Genomic DNA, 23,440 nt, shown 5'->3' on the forward strand with positions numbered 1-23,440 from the left:
GAACTATGAAGAATATTACTCGTCAGAGTATAAATATATTTTTGATGATGCTGGTATTGCTGGCATCGAATCTCAATGCCGGAAATACAAAAAGTATTGAGTATAAGAGAACATGGGAATCGAGCGACTCATTACTGTTTCAGATCGGTGAGGAATTGACATACAACGTCAGTTACGCATTTCTTGACATCGGTCAGGTACGGATAAAGATTGTTGATAAATTTCAAGAAAACGGAAAAACTCTTTATAGCGCTATTGCATATATTGATTCTTACAAAGGCGTGCCATTTGTAGATTTGCATACAATTTATGAGACAAAAATAAGTCCTCCGCTTTGTTCGGATTGGTTTCGTGCGCGTACGAAAGATGAAAAAAAATGGTGGCACATTACGTACGAAATGGATTATGAAAAACATTCCATGGATATAACGCAAGGAGAGTTCGGGACAGAATCAATTCACAAACAGCAAACAGTTCCGTTAGATACTTTTTTTCAAGACGGATTATCATTGTTTTTCTTTGCCCGCTCGCATGTGAGGTATCAGCATAAGGTGACAGTTCCGACCATAATTCAGGAACAGAAGGTTAGTACATTCTTAAATTTTATGAATGAACGGACAACAGAGGAAATTGATGCTGTAGATTACCCTGTTGATGTTGTTCGTTTTGATGGTCGAGCAGATTTTGTCGGAATTTTCGGAATGACCGGAGATTTTGAAGGATGGTTTAGTAATGATGAGGCACGTGTCCCGATTTTGGCGAAGATGAAAGTCTTGATTGGAAACGTTCGTATTGAGTTGATGAAATGGAAACGCGCTGGTTGGAATCCGCCGCGCGGCGAGGATGATTGATGATTCACTCGTTCAAAGGGATAACACCAAAAATTCATCCGAGCGTGTTTCTTGTTGAGAGCGCGGAAATTATTGGTGATGTAGAAATTGGAAAAGAAAGCAGTGTCTGGTTCAATGCAGTCATTCGCGGAGATGTGAATTATATTCGCATCGGTGAAAACACAAATATTCAGGATGGATGTATTTTGCATGTACGGCATGAAACATACCCGCTCATTCTCGGCTCACATATTACGGTCGGTCATGGCGCGATTCTTCATGCTTGTACGATTCAGGATACATGTCTCATCGGTATGGGCGCTATCGTAATGGATAACGCACTCGTTGAATCGTATTCACTCATTGCCGCAGGAACAGTTGTTATGGAAAACATGAAAGTCCCATCCGGTGTTCTTGTTGCCGGAGTTCCTGGAAAAATTGTTCGCCGCTTACGAGACGATGAACGGAAGATGATTGAAGATTCTGCGTCGAACTATAAAGAATATGTAAAACAATATCGTCAACAAACCTAACGGTGATATTATGCGCCTAAAATTTTGGGGAACTCGCGGTTCAATTCCTACGCCCGGAAAACATACGGTTCGTTACGGGGGAAATACTCCTTGTATCGAACTACGGCTCAATGATGATAAACTCATCATTCTTGATGGCGGAACAGGCATCAGAAATCTCGGTGACAAATTGATGGAAAAAGGTGAATCCATCAACGCGTACATTTTCGTTTCGCATCCACATTGGGATCACATTCAAGGATTTCCGTTTTTCAAACCGGCGTTTGTTTCCGGAAATTATTTCACCATCGTTGGGGGTGAAAACAACAAAGTCACACTCCAAAAAATGATTGCTGACCAGATGAACAGTGTTTACTTTCCAATTCAATTAAATGAATTGAAAGCAACATTCAGTTTTCGTAAGGTTGTGGAGGAAGAGTTTGAAGTGTTCGGCGCGAAGGTTCAAACCTGTTATGTGAATCATCCTACGTTTGCAATGGGATATCGTATAACGCAAAACGGAAAATCTATCGTGTATATCAGTGATAATGAACCGTACGATAAGAGAGTTGCCCACGACTTGAAAAAAGTTGAGAAAGCCATCATCGAAAAATATTCGCGAAACCCAAGCAATCCAAACAAGGTCATTTTTGATTTTGTCAAAAATGCCGATGTTCTAATTCATGATGCAACATACACCCCGGAAGAATATGTTGACCGCGTTGGATGGGGTCATTCTCATTATCTCTTTACATTGAATGTAGCGGCAGAAGGAAATGTGAAGCGACTCATTCTCTTTCACCACGACCCGTCACACAGCGATGAACGAGTAGATGATATTTTGAAAAAATGTGAAAAAGAAATTGCAAACCGTCACTACAATTTTGATTGTCTTGCCGCCTCTGAAGGTCTGGAAATTGAAGTATAATCGTACACGGACTAATTATTTTTACATCTTTTTTATATAAAAGACTTGAAAACATCCTTGTAAGGTGTTATATTTGCACAAAAGTATTAGGATAAAAAGTGAGTGACTGAATTTTTAACAAATGTGCTGAAATCAAACAGAATTACAATAACAATTATTATTAACCCCGATAGTCTGACCTGTCAAGGCTACTGTCGGGTTTTTTCGTCTTAGCAATTGGTTTAAAAACAATGGCATTTGAATTTAAAAAATCTGATTTTAAAAAACTGGCAAAAGCATTAGGAGTCCCGGCGAAACAAATGGGAAACAATATTCGTTTTGTTGTGAAACCGAATGACCCTTCGCGGAAACTTGCTCTTGAAATATATCCAAATATTTCCATCGGAAGTTCTATCGGAAACTTAATTTCCGTATATACGCCGACGGCACATCTGCAACTTCATTTTTGTTCTGGGTTTGTCATTAGTGAATTGTTGAATGAAGTCACGTTCATCGGTGAGCAAGATGGAAAAATGTCGGGATTGATTATTGAGAAGGAAGGCGGTTGCTCGCTTTATGCAAATGTTGACCGGACGATCCTTTCGGGTGACTTTACCAAGTTAGGACCACAGGTGATGCTATCGGGAATTGCTCTTTCGCTTACCGAGCCGTTGTTCGAGGAAAAAAAAACTTCAAAAAAGAAAATCAAAAGGAACAAATAGTAACCGTCTTTTCAATGCAGAAACAATTTGATATTAGTACTCAGGAAACCATTAAATTAGTTCAAACTGTTTTATCCGGTGAAGCAAATCGAAATGCAGAAGTTAATGTTGTTTTTATAGACGATAACGTGATGACGAAATTAAATACAGAATATTTACAGCATCACTATACAACCGATGTTTTAAGTTTTTGTTTGTCAGACAAACAAGAAACGAAACTTGAAGGGGAGGTTTATGTAAATGTTATACAGGCAAAAAGACAAGCGAAGGAGTACGGGGTCTCGCTCATCAATGAACTTGGGAGATTGGTAATTCACGGGACCTTGCACTTACTTGGATATGAAGATGACACTCCGAAGAAAAAACTTCGTATGAACAAAAGAGAAGAGTATTATTTAGGGAATTCAGGATTGGAATATTTCCATGCATGAAAAAATAGTTGAAATATTAATTTATGTACTAAATGAAGTTCGGAAATCGAATAAGCCGATTGGCGAGATAGATTTCAAAGCGCTTGAGCGGAAAGGATACACGCAATCCGAAATCAGTACTGCGATTAGTTGGTTGTACGAACGCCTTAAACCGGAGCGCGACATCGCTGATAGAAAACCGGATTTTCGTCCGCCATCGTTTCGGGTTCTACATCCCGCAGAACGGTATATCTTAAGTCAGGATGCGCATGGTTATCTGATTCAACTACGCGAATTAAATATCCTGTCTGACCATGAATTGGAATTGGTGATAGAGCGGGCAATGTTAAGCGGGTATGAGCAATTGACTTCGCCCGAAATTCAATCAATTGTCAGTTCGATACTCTTCACAAGCGTGGAATCGTTCGACCAACGCCGCGGGCAAATCATGCTCAGCGGTAACGATACAATTCAATAGCGGTAATTACAAGGGAAATGGAAAAATCTTTAATCATTGTTGAGTCGCCTTCGAAAGCGAAGACGATTAATAAATATTTAGGCAAAGAATATATTGTCCATGCTTCTGTCGGACATATAAAAAATCTTCCGAAAAGTAAAATCGGAGTAGATATAGAAGCGGGATATGTCCCCACGTTTCAAACGATTGAAGGAAAAGAAGAAGTCATTCAAAAGTTGAAAGATGCCGCAGAGAAATCTGAATCTATTTATCTTGCAACCGACCCTGACCGCGAAGGAGAAGCCATCGCAGCCGACATTGCCGAAGAAATTAGCGGTAACGGTAAACCGATTTACCGTGTGTTGTTTCATGAGATAACACAAAAAGGGGTCACGGAAGCGATGAAGCACCCGGAAAAAGTCAATGAGAATTTAGTTGCGTCGCAACGCGCACGACGTATCATGGATAGGATTGTTGGATACAAAGTCAGCCCGCTTGTCTGGAAAACATTTTTCTTCGGGTTATCAGCAGGAAGAGTACAGTCGGTTGCCCTTCGTTTGATTTGTGAACGCGAGGAAGAAATTCGTGCCTTCCGTGCGCAGGAATATTGGTCTATCGTCGGTGAATTTGTTACAAGTCAGAAGAAGCCGTTCTACGCGAAACTCTTTAAGATTGATGGAAGAGATTTAATTGTTCCTGCAAAAGAAACGTTGCTCGAAATTGAACACAAAGGAACGAAAGACAGATATACATTCATTCCCTCGGAAGACGAAGCGCAGAATTATCTTGAAGATATAAAACAGCAATCGTACGAGATTGCAGATTATCAGAAGCGCGAGTCGAAACGAAATCCACTGCCACCGTTTATCACGAGTACGATGCAACAAGAGGCATCGCGGAAACTTCGCATGTCCGCATCGAAGACGATGAAAGCCGCACAAAAGTTGTATGAAGGTATTGCAATCGGTGAAGAAGGTTTAGTTGGTTTGATTACCTATATGCGTACCGATTCGACACGTATCAGCGCTGATGCTGTGAGTGAAGTGCGGGAATATATTTTCAATAACTATGGCAAGGACTATTTACCGTCGCACGCGAATGTCTATAAAAAGAAAGCATCGCAGGATGCGCACGAAGCAATCCGACCGACCTCGATGAAATACACACCGAATTTTGTCAGGAAATATTTGGACAAAGATGTGTTCCGACTGTACGAATTAATTTGGAATCGGTTTGTTGCGTGTCAGATGGAAGCCGCAGTGATTGAGACAACGACAGTAATTGTTGAAGGGGGAAAATATCAATTCAAAGCAACAGCATCAAAGTATTTGTTCCGTGGTTTCCTGCAAGTGTACGATGATAGCCGGGACGAAACTGATGTTGTGGAGGATGAAGACGCAGAAATGATAGACGAGATTCTGCCGGAAAATCTGACGAAAGGGCAGGATGCGAAATTATTGAGCGCTGTGCCACATCGCCATGAGACGAAGCCGCCGCCACGTTATACGGAAGCAAGTTTAGTGAAAATGCTTGAATCGCTTCGTATCGGGAGACCAAGTACATACGCATCCATCGTCGGAACAATTCTCGACAGAAAATATGTCGAACAGCAGGAACGAAGGTTGTTTGCTCTTGAACTCGGCATGGGCGTCAACAAAATGTTGACTGCAACATTTCCCGATATTTTCAATGTGAAATTCACGGCGAAGATGGAGGATGAACTCGACACAATCGCAAACGGTAAGCAAGAGTACAAAGAAGTGATGGACGATTTTTATTTACCGTTCAGCAAATCGTTAGATAAGGCAACGCTGAAAGTTGCTGAGATGAAAAAAGCCACACAAGAAAAAACGGAAGAAGTTTGTGAGAAGTGCGGCAAGCACATGGTTATCAAGTGGGGAAGAAACGGACGGTTTATGGCGTGTTCCGGGTATCCAACCTGTAAGAATGCTAAACCGTTACCGGGAGAGCAAGCGGCACAGCAACATCTTGTCGGATTGAAATGCGAACTTTGCGGCGGCGACCTGTTGGTGAAGTCAAGTAAGTTCGGGACATTTTTAGGATGCTCGAACTATCCGACGTGTAAAAATATCAGACCAATTGGTTTAGGGATTCCATGTCCGAAGTGTACGACCGGTGACGTTATTGAACGGAAGACAAAGCGTAAACGAGCATTCTACGGTTGTTCTCGTTACCCTGAATGCGATTTTGCTTCATGGCACAAGCCGGTGAGCACGAAATGCGATACGTGCGGTTCTTCATATATGTTAAGCAAGTATTCTGCAAAACGCGGTGAATATCTTGTTTGTCCCGAATGTAAAGCGGAAGTTGAAAAGGAACCACTTGCCAAAGCAGGATAAAAAATATCTGCAGAATCTGATGTTCGATTTCTTCGATTATCTTTTGAAAGAAAAGCAATATTCATCGCACACTGTTGTTGCCTATGAAGATGATTTGAATCAGTTCAGGGATTACATCATGATGGAATCCATCGAACTGGAATTAGTGAGTCATTACACGGTGAGAGATTTCCTTTGGGATTTACAGGACAAAGGGTTGAGTAAGCGAAGCGTCGCCCGGAAACTTGCCGCCGTTCGCTCGTTCTTCAAATATTTGAAAAAGAAAAAGATTGTTGAAATAAATCCTGCATCGAATGTCGTTTCTGTAAAGTTAGAGAATCATCTTCCTGTGTTCGTTGAAGAATCATCAATCAACAACATGATGGAAATGGTGGATACTTCAACCACGGAGGGATTGCGAGATAAAGCAATTCTGGAATTGCTCTACGGAACGGGAATTCGTTTGAATGAACTTGTCGGGTTGAACATCTATCATCTTGATGTATTCGACGGAACCATGAAAGTTCTCGGTAAAGGAAACAAGCAACGAGTCGTTCCCGTCGGAAGAAAAGCGATGGAAGCGTTGAAACTCTATCAGGCACACCGGCAGGAATTGTATTCCGAAAAAACTGATGACGATGACAGAGTAGCATTTTTTTTGACGAAGCATGGCAAACGAATTTATCCAGAAGCAGTGTACCGTCTCGTTCGCAGTTACATTGGCAAGGTTTCCGAGATTGAAAAGAAAAGTCCGCATGTGTTACGTCATACGTTTGCGACGCACATGCTAAACCACGGCGCAGATTTGAGAGCCGTGAAGGAATTATTAGGTCACGAAAATCTTTCAACGACTCAATTGTACACGCATGTTACAGTCGAGCGTTTGAAAAAGGTGTATGAGTTAGCTCATCCCAAAGCATAAAAAAATAATTATAACAGGAGTTCTTTATGGACATACATTTTACAGCAAGAAGATTTAAACCACATCAAGACATCCGCGATCATGCATTGACCGCACTGAAAAAATTAGACAAACATTACGACGGAATCGTTCGGAGCGATATCATTCTTAGTTATGAAGGCAAAGACCCAAGCGTTAAAGTCGCGGAAGTGAAAGTACATGTACTGAATGCCGTACTGACTGCAAAGGAAAAATCGAAAGAATTTCATAAATCCATTGATATGTCAATTGATAAAATCGAACGTCAGTTGGGTAAGCATAAAGCGAAAAAGATTATGAAAAATAAAAAGACGCTTCGGAAAGTCAAGGAGAAAACGCCCGTGGATGTTTCCGGAGATGATGAATGAAACTGAACAACATCAAGGAAACGCGGAAAAAGAGTATCACCGTTGGATTTTTCCTTGAGGCGAACAAAGAAAGACTGAAATTAGCTCCGTTAACCGGTGATGTCGGATTACATCGCGAAATTACAGACAATAATATTCACCGTCCTGGGTTAGCATTAGCCGGGTATGTGCAACTTTTTACTTTCGATCGCGTACAGATATTCGGGAATACAGAGATGAAATATCTCCAACAATTGACGAAAGAAGAACGCCTGAATTCGATTCGGACCTTGTTGCAGTTTGAGTTACCATGCATCATTATCACCAATAATAATCCTGTGGAAGAAGAGTTTGTAGCCCTTGCAAAAGAAAAGCAAGTTGCCATTTTTCAAACTCCCCTCGAAACGACAAAGTTAGTGTACATCCTCAGCGATTTTCTGGATGACCAATTTTCCCGGCAGTGTGTGTTACATGGTTCTTTCGTTGATGTGTATGGTATTGGTTTGATGGTAGTCGGACGTTCGGGAATCGGGAAAAGCGAAATTGCTCTCGACCTTATCGAACGCGGTCATCGCCTGGTTGCTGATGACGTAGTAACTGTGACGCGCAAAGGAGAAGGTATTCTCATGGGCGCAGGAACAGACCTCGTCAAGCATTTCATGGAGATTCGCGGGCTTGGATTGATAGATGTGCGAAGCATGTTTGGAATCAGGGCTATTCGCTTCCAAAAGCGGGTTGAAATTGTCGTTGAATTGATGGAATGGCGTCCCGACGAAGAATACACAAGAACGGGCCTTGATGATGAGACGATAATGCTCTTAGATGTCCCGATTCAATGGATAAAACTGCCAATTTTCCCCGGAAAGAACGTTACTGTCATTTGTGAAGTCATCGCGTTGAACTATTTACTCAAACATTACGGTTATGATGCAGCAAAAGAGTTCTCAAAGCGTTTAGATAAAGTACTTGCTCAGAAAAGTAAACACATTGAAGATAGGGTTATTGACTATTTTGAGCATGATTTTGAATAAAATCACAAAAATTATTAAAACCCTTGACTTGCAAGAAATATTTTATTACCTTTGACCAACTTTTTTAGAAAGTCTAACTAAGTTACACAATACTCAATCTATGAAACGAAAATTCAAATATTATTTTTATTCTCCTGAGCAGTTGGGGTTAAAAGAAATCCGTTGGTTCCGTTCGAAAGTCATCGGTGGTATATCGGTAGCAGTGGTTTTGTTTTTAATCTTTCTCTTAGGTGCGGATTATTATGTGTTTGATTTTCTGGGATTCAGCCATGAGCGGGCTGCCCAATTATCAATTGAGAATAAAATGTTACAAGAAAAACTTCTGACGATGAAACTCCAAGTAGAAGAATTGCAGAAATCGTTAGAGAAAATTGACTCGCAAGGGAATGAACTTCGTTTGAAAGTCAACTTATCGCCATTGAACGACGATATGAAACTTGGAGGTACTGGCGGTTCATTACAATATTCCAATGACGGCGTAACTACATCTGCGTTCGATGATGTGTTGAATTCTACATTCACGATGTTGGAAAAAATATCCGGCGAAGTAAAAGTGCAGCAAGAAAGTTATGCAGAAATTCTCAGGAAGCAACAATCCAATCAGGAATTCTTTAGGCATTTGCCTGCATTGTTGCCGATGGTTGGTAATTATGAACGTGGAGATTTCGGGATGAGGAAACATCCCGTTCTCGGTGTTACGAAGTTTCACGAGGGGGTTGATATTATTAATGATATCGGAACACCGGTTTACGCCCCTGCAGATGGTGTTGTAGAATTTGCCGGTCATAGCGGCGGTGGGTACGGATTGATTCTTCTTATCAAACATGGTTATGGTTATGAGACTCTTTATGGGCACCTCTCCAAAACTATTGTAAAAGAAGGTCAGCGCATCAAACGCGGAGATTTGATTGCGAAAAGCGGTAACAGTGGACTTGTCAGCGGTCCGCATTTGCATTATGAAGTGCATTACAACGGCGTGAGACAAAATCCCCTGGATTATTTCTTTAACGATTTAACACCTCAGCAATATAACAAGCAAATCGCTTCAAAATAATTCTGAGGTAATTGAAAAAGTGAACCTTTTTCAAGTATGAACAGTTTTGTAATTGAATTTTAAAAGTTGAAAGGAAAACAATGATTTGGACAATGGAACTTGCATCCTATTTGGATGACGCACCATGGCCCGCAACGAAAGAAGAACTGATTGATTATTCTATACGCACCGGTGCGCCGGTTGAAGTGATTGAAAATCTTCAGGAATTGGAAGATTCCGAAGAACCGTATGAAAAGATGGAAGATATATGGCCCGATTATCCTACGGACACAGATTACTTTTTCGGAGACGAAAGCGACGAATACTAACGTGTCTCTTGTGTACTTTGTTCAGTGTAACGGATAATTAAATCAGAAGAGTTCTATCAAACCCATCCCTTGTATTCTGAGGATGGGTTTTTTGTTTATGCCAACCTTGTGTTAATACGTCAGACAAATATTTCCTACCGGAATGTATGCAGATTGTTTTTTCAATCCGCGTTCTTCCTGTTTACCGTAGTGACTTGTGCAAGCAGTAAATTATTTGCTCAAGAGTCAACTCCAATTTCTAATTTTGAAATTGTTTCGATTTCTTTTGAAGGGAACAATGCGTTCGATGATGACCAATTAGAGGAAGTTATACTTACGAAAGAAACGCCAGGCGCTGTTTCCAAGTTTTTCTTTTCGGTGTTGGGTGAAAAATTCGGGTCAAAGCCGGAACACCTTGATGTAACCATTCTTGATGAGGATAAAGAGCGCTTACTTCTCTTCTACAAAAATCATAGTTACTTCAGAACAACGGTGGCGATAGAAACTATGTTCGATTCACTTGATGAATCGTGTTCTCTAATCTATAACATTATTGAAGGGAACAATTCGCTGATTGACAGTCTTGAATATTTAGGACTTGATAGCATTGCCACAGACTTGAGGGAACAGATTGCATTTGAGCCAATTGTCATGAAAGGAATGGCATACGAACCGCCGAAAGCACAATCTGAAATTGCAAGAATCCTGAACATCCTGTCTGAAAACGGGTACCCGCAAGCACGATTTGATAAGGAACGCTCGGGCGCATTTCATCGCGCTTCGACAAATAATTTTCAATTGACGATTACAATATTGCCAGGAAAACGTTATGCTTTTGGTGATGTTACTGTCCATGTCGAACCTGCACGAGAAGATATTACTCCCGAACTTATTATCCGGCAACTTGATTTTGAGCAGGGAGAGTTGTATAGCAAGCGGAAAACAATATCAAGCGAACGAAGTTTGAATCGCCTTGATTTGTTTGAGTCTGTGCGTATTGACCACCCACGGTTTTCCGATTCATTGACGAGTACAATGATACCGACAGATATTTTTGTCCGTCCGCGAGACCGGCATGAAATTTCTCCTGAACTCAGTGTTTCCGACGAAAACAATACCTTTAATCTTGGACTTGGACTTGGTTATACTAACAGAAATTTTCTTGGTGATGCGCGATTGTTTACCGTTCGAGCAAGAGTTCGCGCTCAATCATTGCTTGAATGGAATCTCGGCGATGTAGTGCTGAAAGGAAACGGACTCAGCGATGAATCTGTCATCGGAGCAGTCGAATTACAATTCCAATTACAGCAACCATATTTCTTTTCAAGACGACTCAGCGGTTCATGGACTTCATCCATCATTTCTGAAAAACAAATAGAATACAAGCAGGCAATCCTGCGAAATAAAATAGGATTGAGCAATCAGTTTGCAACATATACATACGGACTGGCAGAGTGGACGCTTGAACGAGTTAGTCCTGAGTTCAATGATACTTCAAAAATCCCTCTGATATTTACTTTACAGGAAAATCAAAAACAGTTCAATTCAATTTTAACTCTCACACTTCAACGCGATAAAACGAACGACATTTTTTCTCCGACAGAAGGATTCTTCAACAGCATCACGGTCGAAGAATCAGGAATCCTTCCGAGAGTGTTGCCTTCGATTAAAGGAGACTTGCCATTTACTCAATATTACAAACTGATTTTATTTGGCAGGTGGTACGATGATTTAACAACGAGTAAGTTTAACATTCTCGCGATGAAGGGACGTGCAGGATATCAGGATAAATACGGTGACAGTTATACGAGCGGAGTGAACATCCCGTTGAACAGAAGATTTTTTGCCGGAGGGAGTGGAAGCGTGCGTGGTTGGCGGGCGAGAGACCTCGGCACTATGCCCGATTCACTCCTTCCGTTGGGCGGAAATTTTATTTTTGAAGGAAATCTTGAACTGCGCATCAATCATTTTCGCGGATTTGGTAAAGCGCTTTGGTTCGACCTTGACAATGTTTGGGGCGTGTATTATTTAGACGTAGGGAATGTGTGGAGTGACCTGAAAGATTTTACTCTCAAGGATTTAGCCGTTGCCGCAGGCATAGGGTTCAGGTATGAAACGCTGTTCGGTCCGTTTAGGATTGATTACGGTTTCCGCGTCTATGACCCGAAAGAACCGGCAGGACATCAAACAATTTTTCAAAAAAGATTTTGGGGTGATGTTTTCTCCAACGGCGTTCTTCACTTCGGAATCGGTCACGCGTTCTAATTACGAATCACAAATCACGAGTCACTAATTAACCAATCACAAATCACGAATTAACGAATCCATGTCTTGGAAATCAATCATAGGGCAAGAGCGGGTAAAGAATCAACTGACGACGATTCTTGAACAGAACCGCCTCGCGCACGCGTATCTTTTCACAGGTCCCGATGGAGTCGGTAAAGATGCAACTGCGATTGAACTTGCAAAAATAGTCAATTGTGAAAAGCAAAAAGCAAAGGCGTGTGACAAGTGTTCGAGTTGTCTTCAGGTGATTTCTCTCCAGCATCCAAACCTCCATTTGATATTTTCTTTGCCTGTCGGAAAAGGTGAAACATCGGAAGATTCGCCGATTGAAAAACTTTCGAACGATGACATTCAGGCGATTCAGGAACAGATTGAATTAAAAAGTAAAAATCTGTATTACGACATAGTTGTTGCAAAAGCGAACAACATCAAAGTGAACAGCATCCGCGAAATGCGAAGACAATCGTCCATGTCAACGCTGACGAATGGGAAGAAAGTATTCATCATTCTTGATGCAGAAAATCTGAGGGAAGAATCTGCAAACGCGATGTTGAAGACGCTTGAAGAACCACAGTCGAACACGCTTATCATTCTCACCTCATCCCACAGCGACCAACTGAAAGCGACCATTGTTTCGCGCTGTCAGTTGGTAAAGTTTGATTATTTATCGGAAGACGAAATAAAATCGGCATTAGTCGAAAACAAAGAGATGAAAGAAGTAGAGGCAGAGAGTGTTGCCCGTATGGCGAACGGAAGTTATGCCCGCGCACTTGAGTTGCTTGAAAGTGATTTCCTTGAGATGCGAAAATTGGCTGTTGATATTCTTCGCACGATGTTGTATCGTTCGAAGGAAGATTTGTTCAAACTGATTGAGCAGATTACTTCGCAGTACGAGCGTTCGGATGTCGAGCGATTATTCGGGTTGATGCAATCGTGGTTGCGCGATTCGATGTCGCTACAATCCGGGAACGAGCGTATCGTTAACGTGGATGATGAAGCGGCAATCAAAAAATTTTCAGCCGTACACTCGAACGTTCAATACGGAAAAGTCTTCGAATCGCTTGAAAAATCGGTTTCCCTTCTGAACAAAAATGTGTATATTCCGCTCGTTATGTTGAATCTGACGGCTGATTTACAACAGCACATTCTCAAACCAAATCTCAAACCCCGAAACTAACAGAGTCATCAGTGGAAAAACAGTTCAAACGAATTCTTATCACAGCGGCATTGCCGTACGCAAACGGAAAAATTCATCTTGGTCATCTTGCGGGAGCGTATTTGCCTGCCGATATTTATGCGCGCTTCCAACGCTCGAAGAAACGCGATGTGTTGTTCATTTGCGGTTCGGATGAACACGGTGTTCCGATAACTATCACCGCCGAAAATGAAAAGACAACTCCGCAAGCAGTGGTTGACCGTTACCACGCGTTAAACAAGGAAGCGTTTGATAAATTCGGGATGACGTTTGATAATTATTCCCGCACGTCGTTGCCGTTGCATCATGAAACGGCGAAAGAGTTTTTTGTAAAGATGCACGAGGCGGGAATCCTCAAAGAGAAAAAAGAGAAGCAACTGTTTGATGAAAAAGCACAAATGTTTCTTCCTGACCGTTACGTCGAAGGAACGTGCCCGAAATGCGGAAGCACGGATGCGCGCGGCGACCAATGTGAAAAATGCGGAACGTTTCTCAGCCCGCTTGATTTAATCAACCCGAAAAGTAAAATTACCGGTGAAACACCGACCGTGCGAGAAACGACGCATTGGTATTTTCCGCTTGGAGCGTATCAGCAGAAACTCGAACAATTTGTTCGCGACTCAAACGAACGGGATGGGTGGAAAGATAACGTGCTACAATATTGTCAGAGTTGGTTCAAAGAGGGATTGCAGGATAGAGCGGTAACACGCGATTTGAATTGGGGTGTTCAGGTTCCAATCAAAGGATTTGAAAATAAAGTTCTCTACGTTTGGTTTGATGCAGTGCTTGGCTACATTTCGGGAACGAAGGAATGGTCGAATAATATTGGTAAGCCGGACAAATGGAAAGAGTATTGGCTTGACGATGCAACAAAGTACATTGCATTCATTGGCAAAGATAACGTGGTATTTCATTGTATTGTTTTTCCGGCGATGCTGATGGCGTGGAACGAGAACAGCAAAGACAAATATATATTTCCTGAGAATGTTCCGGCTAATGAGTTCTTAAATTTTCAGGGACAGAAGTTTTCTAAAAGCCGCGGTTGGGGAATTGATGTTGATGAGTTTCTCGCAGAGTTTCCCGCCGACTCGCTCCGCTACACGCTGACGATGAACTTACCGGAATCCCGTGATGCTGATTTTTATTGGAAAGATTTTCAAGCGCGGCACAACAACGAACTTGCGGATATTCTCGGTAACTTTGTCAATCGCACGCTGACGTTTGTTCAAACAAAATTCGGAGGGAAGGTTCCTTCCATTCCCAATGCAAAATCACTTTGGACGAACGAAGGTGAATCGTCTGATGAAGCGTTGATGAACCAACTAACTTCATGCAAGGATAAAGCGGCAGCGTTCTTTGAAAAGTATAAATTCCGTGATGGCGTGTTAGAAGTAATGAATCTTGCCCGATACTGCAACAAGTATTTCAATGATAACACGCCGTGGAAAACAATCAAAGAAAATCCAGAGCGTTGCGCATTGACAATCAATCTTTGTTTGCAGATGGTTCGCAACTTGGCAATTCTTGTCGAGCCGGTGATTCCATATTCAGCAAATAAGATTTGGAAAATTCTCAATCTCGAAGGTTCTCCATCGCAAGCGGGATGGGATGCATTTTCATTAAATGGATTAGTAGACAACCATCTTTTAGGTCATCCGGAAATTCTTTTTGCAAAGATTGAAGATGAAGTGATTGAAAAGCAAATTGCCAAACTTCCATCTCCAACTCAGGAAGTCAAACCTCAAACCACGAACCTCAAACCGACAATCACAATTGATGACTTCAAAAAGATTGACCTCCGTATTGCAAAGGTTCTCGAAGCCGAAAGAGTCCCGAAGTCGGAAAAACTTTTGAAACTCCAAATTTTGGTTGGTGATGAAAAGCGGCAACTCGTGGCAGGTATTGCACAACACTACAAACCGGAAGAATTGGTTGGAAAGAAGATTGTTGTTGTTGTAAATCTTCAACCTGCAAAAATTATGGGACAGGAATCCCGTGGTATGTTACTCGCCGCTTCCGATACCGACGGACATCTCACGATACTTTCTGTGGAGAAAGATATTGGTGAGGGGAGTGTGGTGAAGTAATGCTATGCTAATAAGTATGTTTGTTTAGATTTTGATTAGTAATATATTTAACTATGGATATACTTTGGGACGAGGAGAAAAATCGAAAACTTAAAGAAACTCGCGGAATTGCTTTTGAAGAAATATCTCAGATAATACTCGATGGTAATTATCTCGCTATTCTCGAAAACCCTTCCCGACCAGAGCAAATGATTTTTGTGTTACCTTACAAAGGATACACACATGTTGTTCCATTCATTGTTGATAATGATGAGAATATCGTTTTAAAAACTGTATTTCCAAGTAGGAAATTCCATAAAATGTATGCAAAGTAAAACCATGAAAACTAAACTTGATTCTTTAGAAAGACAAATTGAAAACTCTGCGGATGAATTTCGCCCATTATCGGAAAAGAAGCAGCGAAGAGTAGAAACTATTATTCGGCACGCTCGGAAAAGCAGAAGTGTAAGTATTCGGATTGCCGAAAGCATACTTGAAGAACTCAAACGACGTTCGGCACGAGAAGGACTTCCTTATCAAACATTAATTGCAAGCATTTTGCATAAATATGTAACAGACCAATTAGTTGATGAGACGATAATACGAAAATCATTGAAATACATTTCTACACCTCAATAATATTTTGTCTGGTAAAAGATGGAGGCTGTCCGAATAGTCCTTCATCATTCGACATTCATTGTTCGACATTTGATATTTGAGTAAATAACTAATATCGAATGACGAATTCTGAACTCCGAACTACTTTTTGGACAACCACCATCTAACTTCGGTTCCAAATCATCGTGAACCCCATTCCCAAAGTCCGTATTGAATCTTTTGGTCAACCGCGTGACCGGATTGTTTCAGGGTAAGCATAATCTGTCCCCGGTGATGGCTTTCGTGGGAAACTAAATACCCGAAGAAAGCGGCTGGATGCGGCTTGAACCCTTTGATTTTTCCTTCCTTAAAACCATTCTCTAATAACAACGCAATTGCTTTTGCGCTTTTGGTTAATTCCGTTGTGAGAAGTTTTTTAGAAAGTTTGGTCTCTTTTTCAATTTTTGTTTGTCCTATAAGCAAGTCGGGATTTGCCGCTTTCAGCCACATCAATCGCACGTTGTGAATGTGCGCGAATTGCTCTCCGACATTTCTTCCTTTTGAGGCAGAGATGTCAGCCAAATGTTCTTCTTTGATTGCATCTAAGAGATACAGATTGATTCTGTTGTGGATGCCCCACGTTTCGAGAATTTGTTGTGTCATTGTTTTTACTCCTACGGTTTATCTGGTACGCGCAATCTGGGAGGCAGTTGTACTGCCGACCCCGCTTTATGATTAATGTAAACATTCAACATGAAAAACAGTATTATCGTTATGAACATAATTTCGTGCGCTGGAATAAACCCAATGTTCAGGTTGATCAACATATCCTTTTCTCACCGGATTGTCATGGAGGTATTTCAACTTTTCCTGAAACATAAATCCGTCTTCAACAAGAATAGGGTGGTTGCCGTCAATCCAAACTTTATGCTCATTGCCACGTTCTTCTAAAAGAGCCGCTTGCTGAAATATCATGAGCGTTGAGGTGCGATGATCTTCCTGAAGCGTTTCAATAATCTTTCCCGCTGTGAAGCGTTTGAAATCTCTCATCGTATCGGAGAGCCGATGAGTGAGGGAGCCGGCAGCAATCAGATGAATATGATTCGGCATTATGACATAACCGGCAACACGCAGTTCCTTCTTCTCCTGGCAGTGTTTCAGACTTTGAATCAATATTTCAAAATATTTGTGAGAGAGAAAGATTGCCGTCCAGTCAACTATTGTTGCAGTGAGAAAGTAGAATTCAGTTTCTTTTTCTTCAATTATTTTCCAATGAGACATGGTTTTTATGTGTTAGTTCGGAATGTAATTCTAATTTCTATTTCTGGGAGGCAGTTGTACTGCCGACCCGACTGTGGTCGGGAGTGCAACTCCCTCCCAGATGAGGGAACGCAAAACAATAATCAATTAGTTGGAGAATTTGATGAATCGATTTGGATGAGTTGTTTCCCATTCCAGATGTAATACCGCGTCATCAACCAAACCGGATTCTCATTACCAAATTCTTCAAAAGTTTCTTTGTCTATTGGGTCTGTAATTAGCAAATTGCTATAAGTTTTAAATGAAGTACCATAACTTGTCGCAGGGGTGTCCATATATACATCACCTGTTTGAAGGTTAATGATAGCAAATTGCTGACAAGATGATCCGCATCCCCAATCGACGACAACATAATGCCCAGCAAAATTTGGACCTCCTGTTGCCGCTTCTTTCAAACGCGTCCGAAATTTTCGAGCATCTGGATGACTCTTTAAATTTACTTTTACTCCTTGTCCCTTGAAAATATCATCAACGAGATAATCATTAAATTCTGGATAGCGACGTGTTTGGAATCCGGTTATAAAAAGAAATACAAAACACAACAAGAAAATTACAATTTTGTAAATAACCATATTACTTAGGTACTCCTGATTACTTTTTTAATACCAATGAAGTGGTTGGGGATTTTGGCGCACTTATTTTTCTTTATTACAGAGATTCTCATTTTGATTCTGCCATAGTTTACTAATCATTTCAATATTTTCAAAGAAAAAGAACTCTTTTGCATTTCACTCCTAGCTTACTTATTTTGGCATCGCTGTTTTACATGCGATGAAATTTTACTCTCACATATTGACAACTGTCGTTTTCGTCTTTGTCTGTTGTTTGTTAGTCATACAAGCCGGCTGTGACCATGGACTTTCTCCCGAACCGGTTCCTCTGTACGGAATTTCGGGGACGATTTATTTTTCTCACTGGATTCCGGAGGATAGTGTGTTGCAACTTCGTGTCGTGTTGTTCAAATCGGAACCAACGAATATCTTGCTCGATGTTCTTCAAGGGAAGGCAATCTTTACCGATTCACTGAAGCCATACGGAGCGGCTTCAATTCCGTATTCGTTAACCGTTTTACCGTTGCCTGCGGGAAGATATTCGTATCTTGCCGTTGCGCTTCAGTATGGAGCGAATATCTTTTCTGATTGGAGTGTTGTGGGTGTGTATACGACTCCGGCAGATAGCGGACACGCCTCTTCGTTCTTTGTTCCTGCTAATGAAATGCTTCAAAGCATTAACATCAATGTGGATTTTCAAAATCTTCCGCCACAGCCGCTCATCGTACCATGAAGCATATAGTTTTTAGTTTTGGTTTTTGGTTTTTGGTTTCTTTGTTCATGGTTGATTCATGGGCACAAGGGAGTAGTGGAGTGGTGGAGGGTTGGATTGTTAATGGGGAGACCAAGGAGAAGATTGTCGGTGCGAATGTGAGTATTGCCGGAACGTTATTGGGAACGACGACGAACAGTGAGGGGAAATTTGTGTTGACGAATCTTGAAGCGAAATCGTATTCGCTTGTTGTTTCGATGATTGGATTTCAACGGAAGATTGTCGCTGATGTTGTTGTGGATATTGGAGCACCAGCAACATTGACAATTGAATTGGAGCCGATGCCTGTTCAAACACAACCTGTTATTGTTACTGCGAGCAAGCGAGAGCAAAGTATTTCAGAAATTCCTGTTGCATTGAGTGTGATTGATGAGAAACTTCTCTCGCAACGAAACTCCGTTGCTGTGGATGATGCGTTACGGTATGTTCCGGGAGTGAGTTTTGTTCAATCGCAGGTGAACATTCGCGGCTCGACAGGGTACAGCAAAGGAGTCGGAACGCGTGTGCTTATCCTTGTTGACGGCTTGCCGATGTTGAGCGGTGATACGGGGGAAATTATCTGGGAAAGTTTTCCTGTAAACAACATCGAGCGGATTGAAATTGTGAAAGGAGCCGGTTCGGCGTTGTTCGGTTCGAGCGCGCTTGGCGGCGTTATCAACATCATTACAAAATCTCCACATGAAATTTCTGAAACACGATTGCAGTTGTACGGAGGAATGTATGATTCGCCGTATCATCCTGAATGGAAATGGAGTGATGAAACACAATTTGTGAACGGAATTCGATTAAGTCATCAAAGAAAAATCGGAGATGTGAGCGTACTTGCAGTAGCAAACAGAACGGAAGACGACGGCTATCAGATGAACAATTATTGGACGAGATGGAACGGTTGGTTGAAGATTGGATATGAGGCATCGCCGTTTGAATCGTTCTCTTTTTCGGGCGGTCTGCTTGACCAACGACGAGGAAATTTTCTCTACTGGAAAAATCTGGATAGCGCGTTGATTCCTCCTGCCAATCAACTTGACGACAGGGTTGAATCGTTTCGATGGAATTTTGGAGGAACGTATAAACGAATTCTTTCTCCTGAAACTTTTATAACGTTCAAATCAAGTTTGTATCAGACAAAATGGGAAGATAACATTCCGAACGCTCTTGACTCGAATGGGAATCGTTCAACTTCGAGCGCACTGAATTTTGAAGGACAAATCGTACATCAATTTTCATTGTCGAACATTTTTACAGGAGGTGTTTACACAAACTTTAGTTCAGTCGAGGCAGATACTATTTTCGGAAAGCATCGTAGTACCTGTTTTGCCGGTTTCGTTCAGGATGAAGTTAAAATCAGTCAGAAACTTAGTTTGACCATTGGCGGACGATTAGATTTTCATCGGCTTGAAGGAACCGAGAGCGAGCAACATTTCAATCCGAAGTTTGGTTTGACGTTCAACCCGAATGAAGGAACGAGCGCACGATTTGCAGTCGGACGTGGTTTCCGTGCGCCATCGGTTGCGGAAGTGTTTTCAACAACGGAAGCGGCGGGTGTTTCAATCATTCCTAATCCGATGCTTCGCTCGGAACATAGTTGGTCGTATGAAGTTGGAGGGAGACAGATTCTTGGCAACAATATGATGGCTGAGGTTTCGTTGTTCAGAAACGAGTTTTGGGATTTGATTGAGCCGACGTTCAATACTTCCGGACAAGTGCAGTTTCAAAACATTACACGAGCAAGAATTCAAGGGGCGGAACTCAATCTCAAGTCGAGTTGGTTCAATGGTTTACTGACGGGAGATTTTGGTTACACCTACATCTATCCTGAAGATATTTCAAAAAATGATTTGATGAAATATCGTCCGAGACATTTGCTGTACGTGAACGGAAATGTTTCTCTTCATCCCGTTCAACTCGGCATTGATTTTCGTTTCATCAGCAAGCCGGACAGGATTGATGAGGAGTTTGCTGTTCTTGGAATTATCAGGCAGGGAGAGAAGCGTGTGCCCGCGTATGTTACGGATCTGCATCTCAATACGGATTGGAGTTTTGCCGGGCTTCCGCTTTCGTCATCGTTCCATGTGAATAATATTTTCAATTACAATTATGTTGAGTTGATTGGGAACATCGCACCGATTCGGAATTTTGTGTTGACGGTGGAGGGGAAGTGGTAAACTGTCGTCGCATCACCGTGAACGGTGACGCTAAAGTTTTCAAGTTGGATAAATCCGACTGTCGTTTTCCACCTGCCTCAGGCTGTCATTCCCGCGAACGCGGGAATCCAATTAAGGGTGTTGTATTGAGGACGAATGATTGGATACCTGCTTACGCAGGTATGACACAATTCGCTTTGGTGTTTAGTGTCTAAACCAACAACGCTACACTTCTGCACTTCTCAATCGTGGGGAGGATTGGAGATTTATGCCTGCTCGATGATGGTTGAAATTCAGAAGCGGGGATGGAAAGTTTGGGCGGTTTGTTATCCTGATTCTAAGGTGGAAGAATTCCTGAGGGCAAACAATATTTTCGTGATGGATGTGCCAAGTTATTTCAAATTGAGTCTCCGCTCGATATTCTCCATCAGGTCGTTGATAAAGCAAGAAGAAATTTCTGTCGTTCATGTTCATTTTCATCGGGATATTTGGCAGGCATCACTCGCGTTGCTTGGCAATTCAAAACGAACGTTGCTGATGAGCATTTACATGGGAGTGAACAAGAAGCGGGATATATTTCATCGCTTCATTTACAATCGTGTGAATGCGTTTTTCTCTTCGTCGAAGGAATTGAACAGAGTTTTGCCGGAGCGTTATCCTGTTCCTGCGGAAAAATTTCATTATCTTCCGTACGGAAGAAATGTCGGTCATTACAAACGAGACGAAGCAAAGAGAGCGAAAATCCGGATGCAATATGGAATTGATGAGCAGGATATTGTTGTCGGTGCGATGATGCGTATTGACCCGGGAAAATGTGTATTCGATTTTGTGGAAAGTTTTCTCCATCTTCCCGCTGAGTTTCGTGAGCGCGTGAGGTTTCTTATTGTCGGTGAGCCGACACGAAAGCGGAAATCAACACTCAACGAATCTCCGTTTGAAGCGCATTGTGAAGAATATTATTTTCAGATAAAAGAGTTCATCGCGAAAAATCAATTGGAAAAGAGTATCTTCCTGTGTGGATTTCAGAGTGATGTGATTGGATATTTGAGTGCGATGGATGTGTTCGTGTTTCCGAGTCGTGATGAGTTGTTCTCGCTGGTGGTGCTTGATGCAATGGCGATGAAGTTGCCTGTCGTTGCGGCAAATGCAGGCGGGAATGTGTATCAGGTGGAAGATGGAGTTTCCGGATTCCTGTTTTCTGTTGGGAAGAGTCAGGAATTGGCATCAAAGATTCAAGCATATTTGATTAATCCTGAATTAATGAATCGTCATGGGAATTCGGGACGTGATTTTGTTGTTGCACACCATGATATGAAAAGAGCAGTTGAGCAATTACTTCAATTTTATACATAAACCTTTGTGTACTTCGTGCAATCTTTGTGTTCTTTGTGGTAAAAAAACACAAAGAGCGCTAAGAAACCACAAAGAACCACAAAGAACTTAGATGAAATAAATGGAACAAAACAAGAAAAATAATATCCCATTTAACAAACCTTTCATTGACCAGACAGTCGCTGATTATCTGCACAAAGTTTTTGATTCAGGCAAACTATCCGGCGATGGAGTGTTCTGCAAAGAAGTTGAAACAGAATTGGAACGACTTTTCGGAATGAAACACGCCTTGCTGACAACTTCATGCACGCACGCGATGGAAATTGCGACGATGATACTTGACCTCAAACCGGGTGATGAAGTTATCGTTCCAAGTTTTACTTTTGTTTCGACGGCGAATGCTGTGTTGCGTGCGGGTGGCACTCCGGTATTCTGTGAAATTAATGATAAGACGTTCACTCTTGAACCATCGGATCTAGAGAAACGGATTACTTCTAAAACGAAAGCAATATTTCCTGTTCATTATGCCGGTGTTTCGGCAGAGATGGATGAGATATTATCGTTAGCTAAAGCGCATAATTTATATGTGATTGAAGATGCGGCGCAAGGCGTGAACGCAAAGTACAAAGGGAAATATCTCGGAACAATCGGTCACATGGGGGCATACAGTTTTCATGATACAAAAAACTATGTGAGCGGTGAAGGGGGTGCGTTTATCACCAATGATGAAGCAATTGCAAGACGTGCAGAGATAATCAGGGAGAAAGGGACGAACCGTGCGAACTTTCTCCGAGGCGAAGTGGACAAATATACATGGGTTGATTGTGGAAGCAGTTATGTGCTTTCTGATATTCTCGCGGCGGTGCTTCGTTGTCAGTTGGATAAACTTGAACAGATTCAACAACGAAGGAAACAGATTCACAATCTTTATGTGAACGGATTGAAAGAGTTGGAACAGCGTGAGTTGCTTCGCCTTCCAATCATTCCGGAGTACTATGAATCAAATTATCACATCTTTTGCATTTTGCTGAGGAATGAAGATGAGCGCAACCGATTGATGAAGAATCTCAAAGAGGCAGGAGTCGGCGCTACGTTTCATTATATCCCATTACATTCTTCACCGTACGCAGTGAACTCACTTGGAACGAAGGATATACGATTGCCTGTTACCGATAGAGTTGCAAGTACGTTACTTCGACTTCCGATTTATCCGCATCTTTCGGATGAGGATGTTTTTTATGTGATTGAAAATGTTAAGAAATCTATTCACCACGGATGACACGGAAATCGCACAGATACTCGCTGATAAATCAATTTGTGCAAATCAGTGTTTTTTCCGTG

25 protein-coding genes are annotated in these 23,440 nt (G+C 41.7%); 22 read left to right on the plus strand and 3 right to left on the minus strand.

Going from position 1 to position 23,440, the window contains the following annotated elements:
- Positions 1-5 precede the first annotated feature (5 nt).
- The 17 genes from HY960_09365 to HY960_09445 all read left to right on the plus strand — a co-directional run bounded on the left by HY960_09365 (position 6) and on the right by HY960_09445 (position 16,022).
- On the plus strand, positions 6-851 hold the full coding sequence (locus tag HY960_09365) for a DUF3108 domain-containing protein (GenBank protein ID MBI5215951.1): 846 nt from the start codon (positions 6-8) through the stop codon (positions 849-851).
- Positions 851-1,363, plus strand: a complete 513-nt coding sequence (locus HY960_09370; protein MBI5215952.1) for a gamma carbonic anhydrase family protein — start codon at positions 851-853, stop codon at positions 1,361-1,363. Before HY960_09365 ends, HY960_09370 begins: the two co-directional genes overlap by 1 nt.
- A gap of 10 nt (positions 1,364-1,373) precedes the next feature.
- A complete protein-coding gene (locus HY960_09375; GenBank protein ID MBI5215953.1) occupies positions 1,374-2,270 on the plus strand; it encodes an MBL fold metallo-hydrolase in 897 nt (298 codons plus the stop codon).
- 230 nt (positions 2,271-2,500) lie between these two features.
- Complete coding sequence (locus HY960_09380; GenBank protein MBI5215954.1) at positions 2,501-2,971, plus strand: hypothetical protein; 471 nt, start codon at positions 2,501-2,503, stop codon at positions 2,969-2,971.
- Positions 2,972-2,985: 14 nt separating this feature from the next.
- A complete protein-coding gene (gene ybeY / locus HY960_09385; protein ID MBI5215955.1) occupies positions 2,986-3,402 on the plus strand; it encodes an rRNA maturation RNase YbeY in 417 nt (138 codons plus the stop codon).
- A complete protein-coding gene (locus tag HY960_09390) occupies positions 3,395-3,859 on the plus strand; it encodes a DUF494 family protein (GenBank protein MBI5215956.1) in 465 nt (154 codons plus the stop codon). Before ybeY ends, HY960_09390 begins: the two co-directional genes overlap by 8 nt.
- Before the next feature lie 17 nt (positions 3,860-3,876).
- Positions 3,877-6,198 (plus strand): type I DNA topoisomerase, encoded by a 2,322-nt coding sequence (gene topA / locus HY960_09395; protein ID MBI5215957.1) that lies wholly within the window; start codon positions 3,877-3,879, stop codon positions 6,196-6,198.
- Positions 6,182-7,099, plus strand: a complete 918-nt coding sequence (locus tag HY960_09400) for a tyrosine recombinase XerC (GenBank protein MBI5215958.1) — start codon at positions 6,182-6,184, stop codon at positions 7,097-7,099. Before topA ends, HY960_09400 begins: the two co-directional genes overlap by 17 nt.
- 26 nt (positions 7,100-7,125) lie before the next feature.
- Positions 7,126-7,485, plus strand: coding sequence for a ribosome-associated translation inhibitor RaiA (gene raiA, locus HY960_09405; GenBank protein ID MBI5215959.1), 360 nt, complete (start codon positions 7,126-7,128; stop codon positions 7,483-7,485).
- Positions 7,482-8,495, plus strand: a complete 1,014-nt coding sequence (locus HY960_09410) for an HPr kinase/phosphorylase (GenBank protein MBI5215960.1) — start codon at positions 7,482-7,484, stop codon at positions 8,493-8,495. The genes raiA and HY960_09410 overlap by 4 nt, the downstream gene beginning before the upstream one ends.
- Positions 8,496-8,595: 100 nt before the next feature.
- On the plus strand, positions 8,596-9,549 hold the full coding sequence (locus tag HY960_09415) for a peptidoglycan DD-metalloendopeptidase family protein (GenBank protein MBI5215961.1): 954 nt from the start codon (positions 8,596-8,598) through the stop codon (positions 9,547-9,549).
- Positions 9,550-9,629: 80 nt separating this feature from the next.
- Entirely contained in the window at positions 9,630-9,857 is a 228-nt protein-coding gene (locus HY960_09420) for a DUF2795 domain-containing protein (protein MBI5215962.1), read from the plus strand.
- 153 nt (positions 9,858-10,010) lie between these two features.
- Complete coding sequence (locus tag HY960_09425) at positions 10,011-12,101, plus strand: BamA/TamA family outer membrane protein (protein MBI5215963.1); 2,091 nt, start codon at positions 10,011-10,013, stop codon at positions 12,099-12,101.
- A 61-nt stretch (positions 12,102-12,162) separates the two neighbouring features.
- The gene (locus HY960_09430; protein ID MBI5215964.1) at positions 12,163-13,299 is read left to right on the plus strand and encodes a DNA polymerase III subunit delta'; all 1,137 of its coding nucleotides are present in this window, start codon (positions 12,163-12,165) and stop codon (positions 13,297-13,299) included.
- An 11-nt stretch (positions 13,300-13,310) separates the two neighbouring features.
- A complete protein-coding gene (metG, locus tag HY960_09435; protein MBI5215965.1) occupies positions 13,311-15,404 on the plus strand; it encodes a methionine--tRNA ligase in 2,094 nt (697 codons plus the stop codon).
- Between the two features lie 53 nt (positions 15,405-15,457).
- Positions 15,458-15,718 (plus strand): BrnT family toxin, encoded by a 261-nt coding sequence (locus HY960_09440; GenBank protein MBI5215966.1) that lies wholly within the window; start codon positions 15,458-15,460, stop codon positions 15,716-15,718.
- A gap of 4 nt (positions 15,719-15,722) precedes the next feature.
- A complete protein-coding gene (locus tag HY960_09445) occupies positions 15,723-16,022 on the plus strand; it encodes a hypothetical protein (GenBank protein MBI5215967.1) in 300 nt (99 codons plus the stop codon).
- Positions 16,023-16,181: 159 nt separating this feature from the next.
- Here HY960_09445 and HY960_09450 read toward each other — a convergent pair whose 3' ends face one another.
- From HY960_09450 to HY960_09460, 3 genes are all read right to left on the minus strand, one after another.
- Entirely contained in the window at positions 16,182-16,643 is a 462-nt protein-coding gene (locus HY960_09450) for a hypothetical protein (protein ID MBI5215968.1), read from the minus strand.
- 72 nt (positions 16,644-16,715) lie between these two features.
- Positions 16,716-17,261 carry a transposase gene (locus HY960_09455; protein MBI5215969.1) on the minus strand — a complete coding sequence of 182 codons (546 nt, stop codon included), beginning with the start codon at positions 17,259-17,261 and terminating at the stop codon, positions 16,716-16,718.
- A 122-nt stretch (positions 17,262-17,383) separates the two neighbouring features.
- Entirely contained in the window at positions 17,384-17,872 is a 489-nt protein-coding gene (locus HY960_09460) for a hypothetical protein (protein ID MBI5215970.1), read from the minus strand.
- Positions 17,873-18,092: 220 nt separating this feature from the next.
- Here HY960_09460 and HY960_09465 point away from each other — a divergent pair, with 220 nt between their 5' ends.
- The 5 genes from HY960_09465 (at position 18,093) to rffA (ending at position 23,378) form a co-directional block, all read left to right on the plus strand.
- Positions 18,093-18,584 carry a hypothetical protein gene (locus HY960_09465; GenBank protein ID MBI5215971.1) on the plus strand — a complete coding sequence of 164 codons (492 nt, stop codon included), beginning with the start codon at positions 18,093-18,095 and terminating at the stop codon, positions 18,582-18,584.
- On the plus strand, positions 18,581-20,788 hold the full coding sequence (locus HY960_09470; protein MBI5215972.1) for a TonB-dependent receptor: 2,208 nt from the start codon (positions 18,581-18,583) through the stop codon (positions 20,786-20,788). The genes HY960_09465 and HY960_09470 overlap by 4 nt, the downstream gene beginning before the upstream one ends.
- A complete protein-coding gene (locus HY960_09475) occupies positions 20,782-20,982 on the plus strand; it encodes a hypothetical protein (GenBank protein ID MBI5215973.1) in 201 nt (66 codons plus the stop codon). The genes HY960_09470 and HY960_09475 overlap by 7 nt, the downstream gene beginning before the upstream one ends.
- Complete coding sequence (locus HY960_09480) at positions 20,975-22,120, plus strand: glycosyltransferase family 4 protein (protein ID MBI5215974.1); 1,146 nt, start codon at positions 20,975-20,977, stop codon at positions 22,118-22,120. Before HY960_09475 ends, HY960_09480 begins: the two co-directional genes overlap by 8 nt.
- 100 nt (positions 22,121-22,220) lie before the next feature.
- A complete protein-coding gene (gene rffA / locus HY960_09485; protein ID MBI5215975.1) occupies positions 22,221-23,378 on the plus strand; it encodes a dTDP-4-amino-4,6-dideoxygalactose transaminase in 1,158 nt (385 codons plus the stop codon).
- Positions 23,379-23,440: the final 62 nt, after the last annotated feature.

The sequence above is a fragment of the Ignavibacteriota bacterium genome, from assembly GCA_016212665.1.
In the GTDB taxonomy this organism is placed as follows: Bacteria; Bacteroidota; Ignavibacteria; order UBA10030; family SZUA-254; genus FW602-bin19.

Coding starts and splice junctions, on each gene's coding strand:
- HY960_09365 (MBI5215951.1), top strand. CDS start 6: ATGAAGAATATTACTCGTCAGAGTATAAATATATTTTTGATGATGCTG.
- HY960_09370 (MBI5215952.1), top strand. CDS start 851: ATGATTCACTCGTTCAAAGGGATAACACCAAAAATTCATCCGAGCGTG.
- HY960_09375 (MBI5215953.1), top strand. CDS start 1,374: ATGCGCCTAAAATTTTGGGGAACTCGCGGTTCAATTCCTACGCCCGGA.
- HY960_09380 (MBI5215954.1), top strand. CDS start 2,501: ATGGCATTTGAATTTAAAAAATCTGATTTTAAAAAACTGGCAAAAGCA.
- ybeY (MBI5215955.1), top strand. CDS start 2,986: ATGCAGAAACAATTTGATATTAGTACTCAGGAAACCATTAAATTAGTT.
- HY960_09390 (MBI5215956.1), top strand. CDS start 3,395: ATGCATGAAAAAATAGTTGAAATATTAATTTATGTACTAAATGAAGTT.
- topA (MBI5215957.1), top strand. CDS start 3,877: ATGGAAAAATCTTTAATCATTGTTGAGTCGCCTTCGAAAGCGAAGACG.
- raiA (MBI5215959.1), top strand. CDS start 7,126: ATGGACATACATTTTACAGCAAGAAGATTTAAACCACATCAAGACATC.
- HY960_09410 (MBI5215960.1), top strand. CDS start 7,482: ATGAAACTGAACAACATCAAGGAAACGCGGAAAAAGAGTATCACCGTT.
- HY960_09415 (MBI5215961.1), top strand. CDS start 8,596: ATGAAACGAAAATTCAAATATTATTTTTATTCTCCTGAGCAGTTGGGG.
- HY960_09420 (MBI5215962.1), top strand. CDS start 9,630: ATGATTTGGACAATGGAACTTGCATCCTATTTGGATGACGCACCATGG.
- HY960_09430 (MBI5215964.1), top strand. CDS start 12,163: ATGTCTTGGAAATCAATCATAGGGCAAGAGCGGGTAAAGAATCAACTG.
- HY960_09440 (MBI5215966.1), top strand. CDS start 15,458: ATGGATATACTTTGGGACGAGGAGAAAAATCGAAAACTTAAAGAAACT.
- HY960_09445 (MBI5215967.1), top strand. CDS start 15,723: ATGAAAACTAAACTTGATTCTTTAGAAAGACAAATTGAAAACTCTGCG.
- HY960_09450 (MBI5215968.1), bottom strand. CDS start 16,643: ATGACACAACAAATTCTCGAAACGTGGGGCATCCACAACAGAATCAAT.
- HY960_09455 (MBI5215969.1), bottom strand. CDS start 17,261: ATGTCTCATTGGAAAATAATTGAAGAAAAAGAAACTGAATTCTACTTT.
- HY960_09460 (MBI5215970.1), bottom strand. CDS start 17,872: ATGGTTATTTACAAAATTGTAATTTTCTTGTTGTGTTTTGTATTTCTT.
- HY960_09470 (MBI5215972.1), top strand. CDS start 18,581: ATGAAGCATATAGTTTTTAGTTTTGGTTTTTGGTTTTTGGTTTCTTTG.
- rffA (MBI5215975.1), top strand. CDS start 22,221: ATGGAACAAAACAAGAAAAATAATATCCCATTTAACAAACCTTTCATT.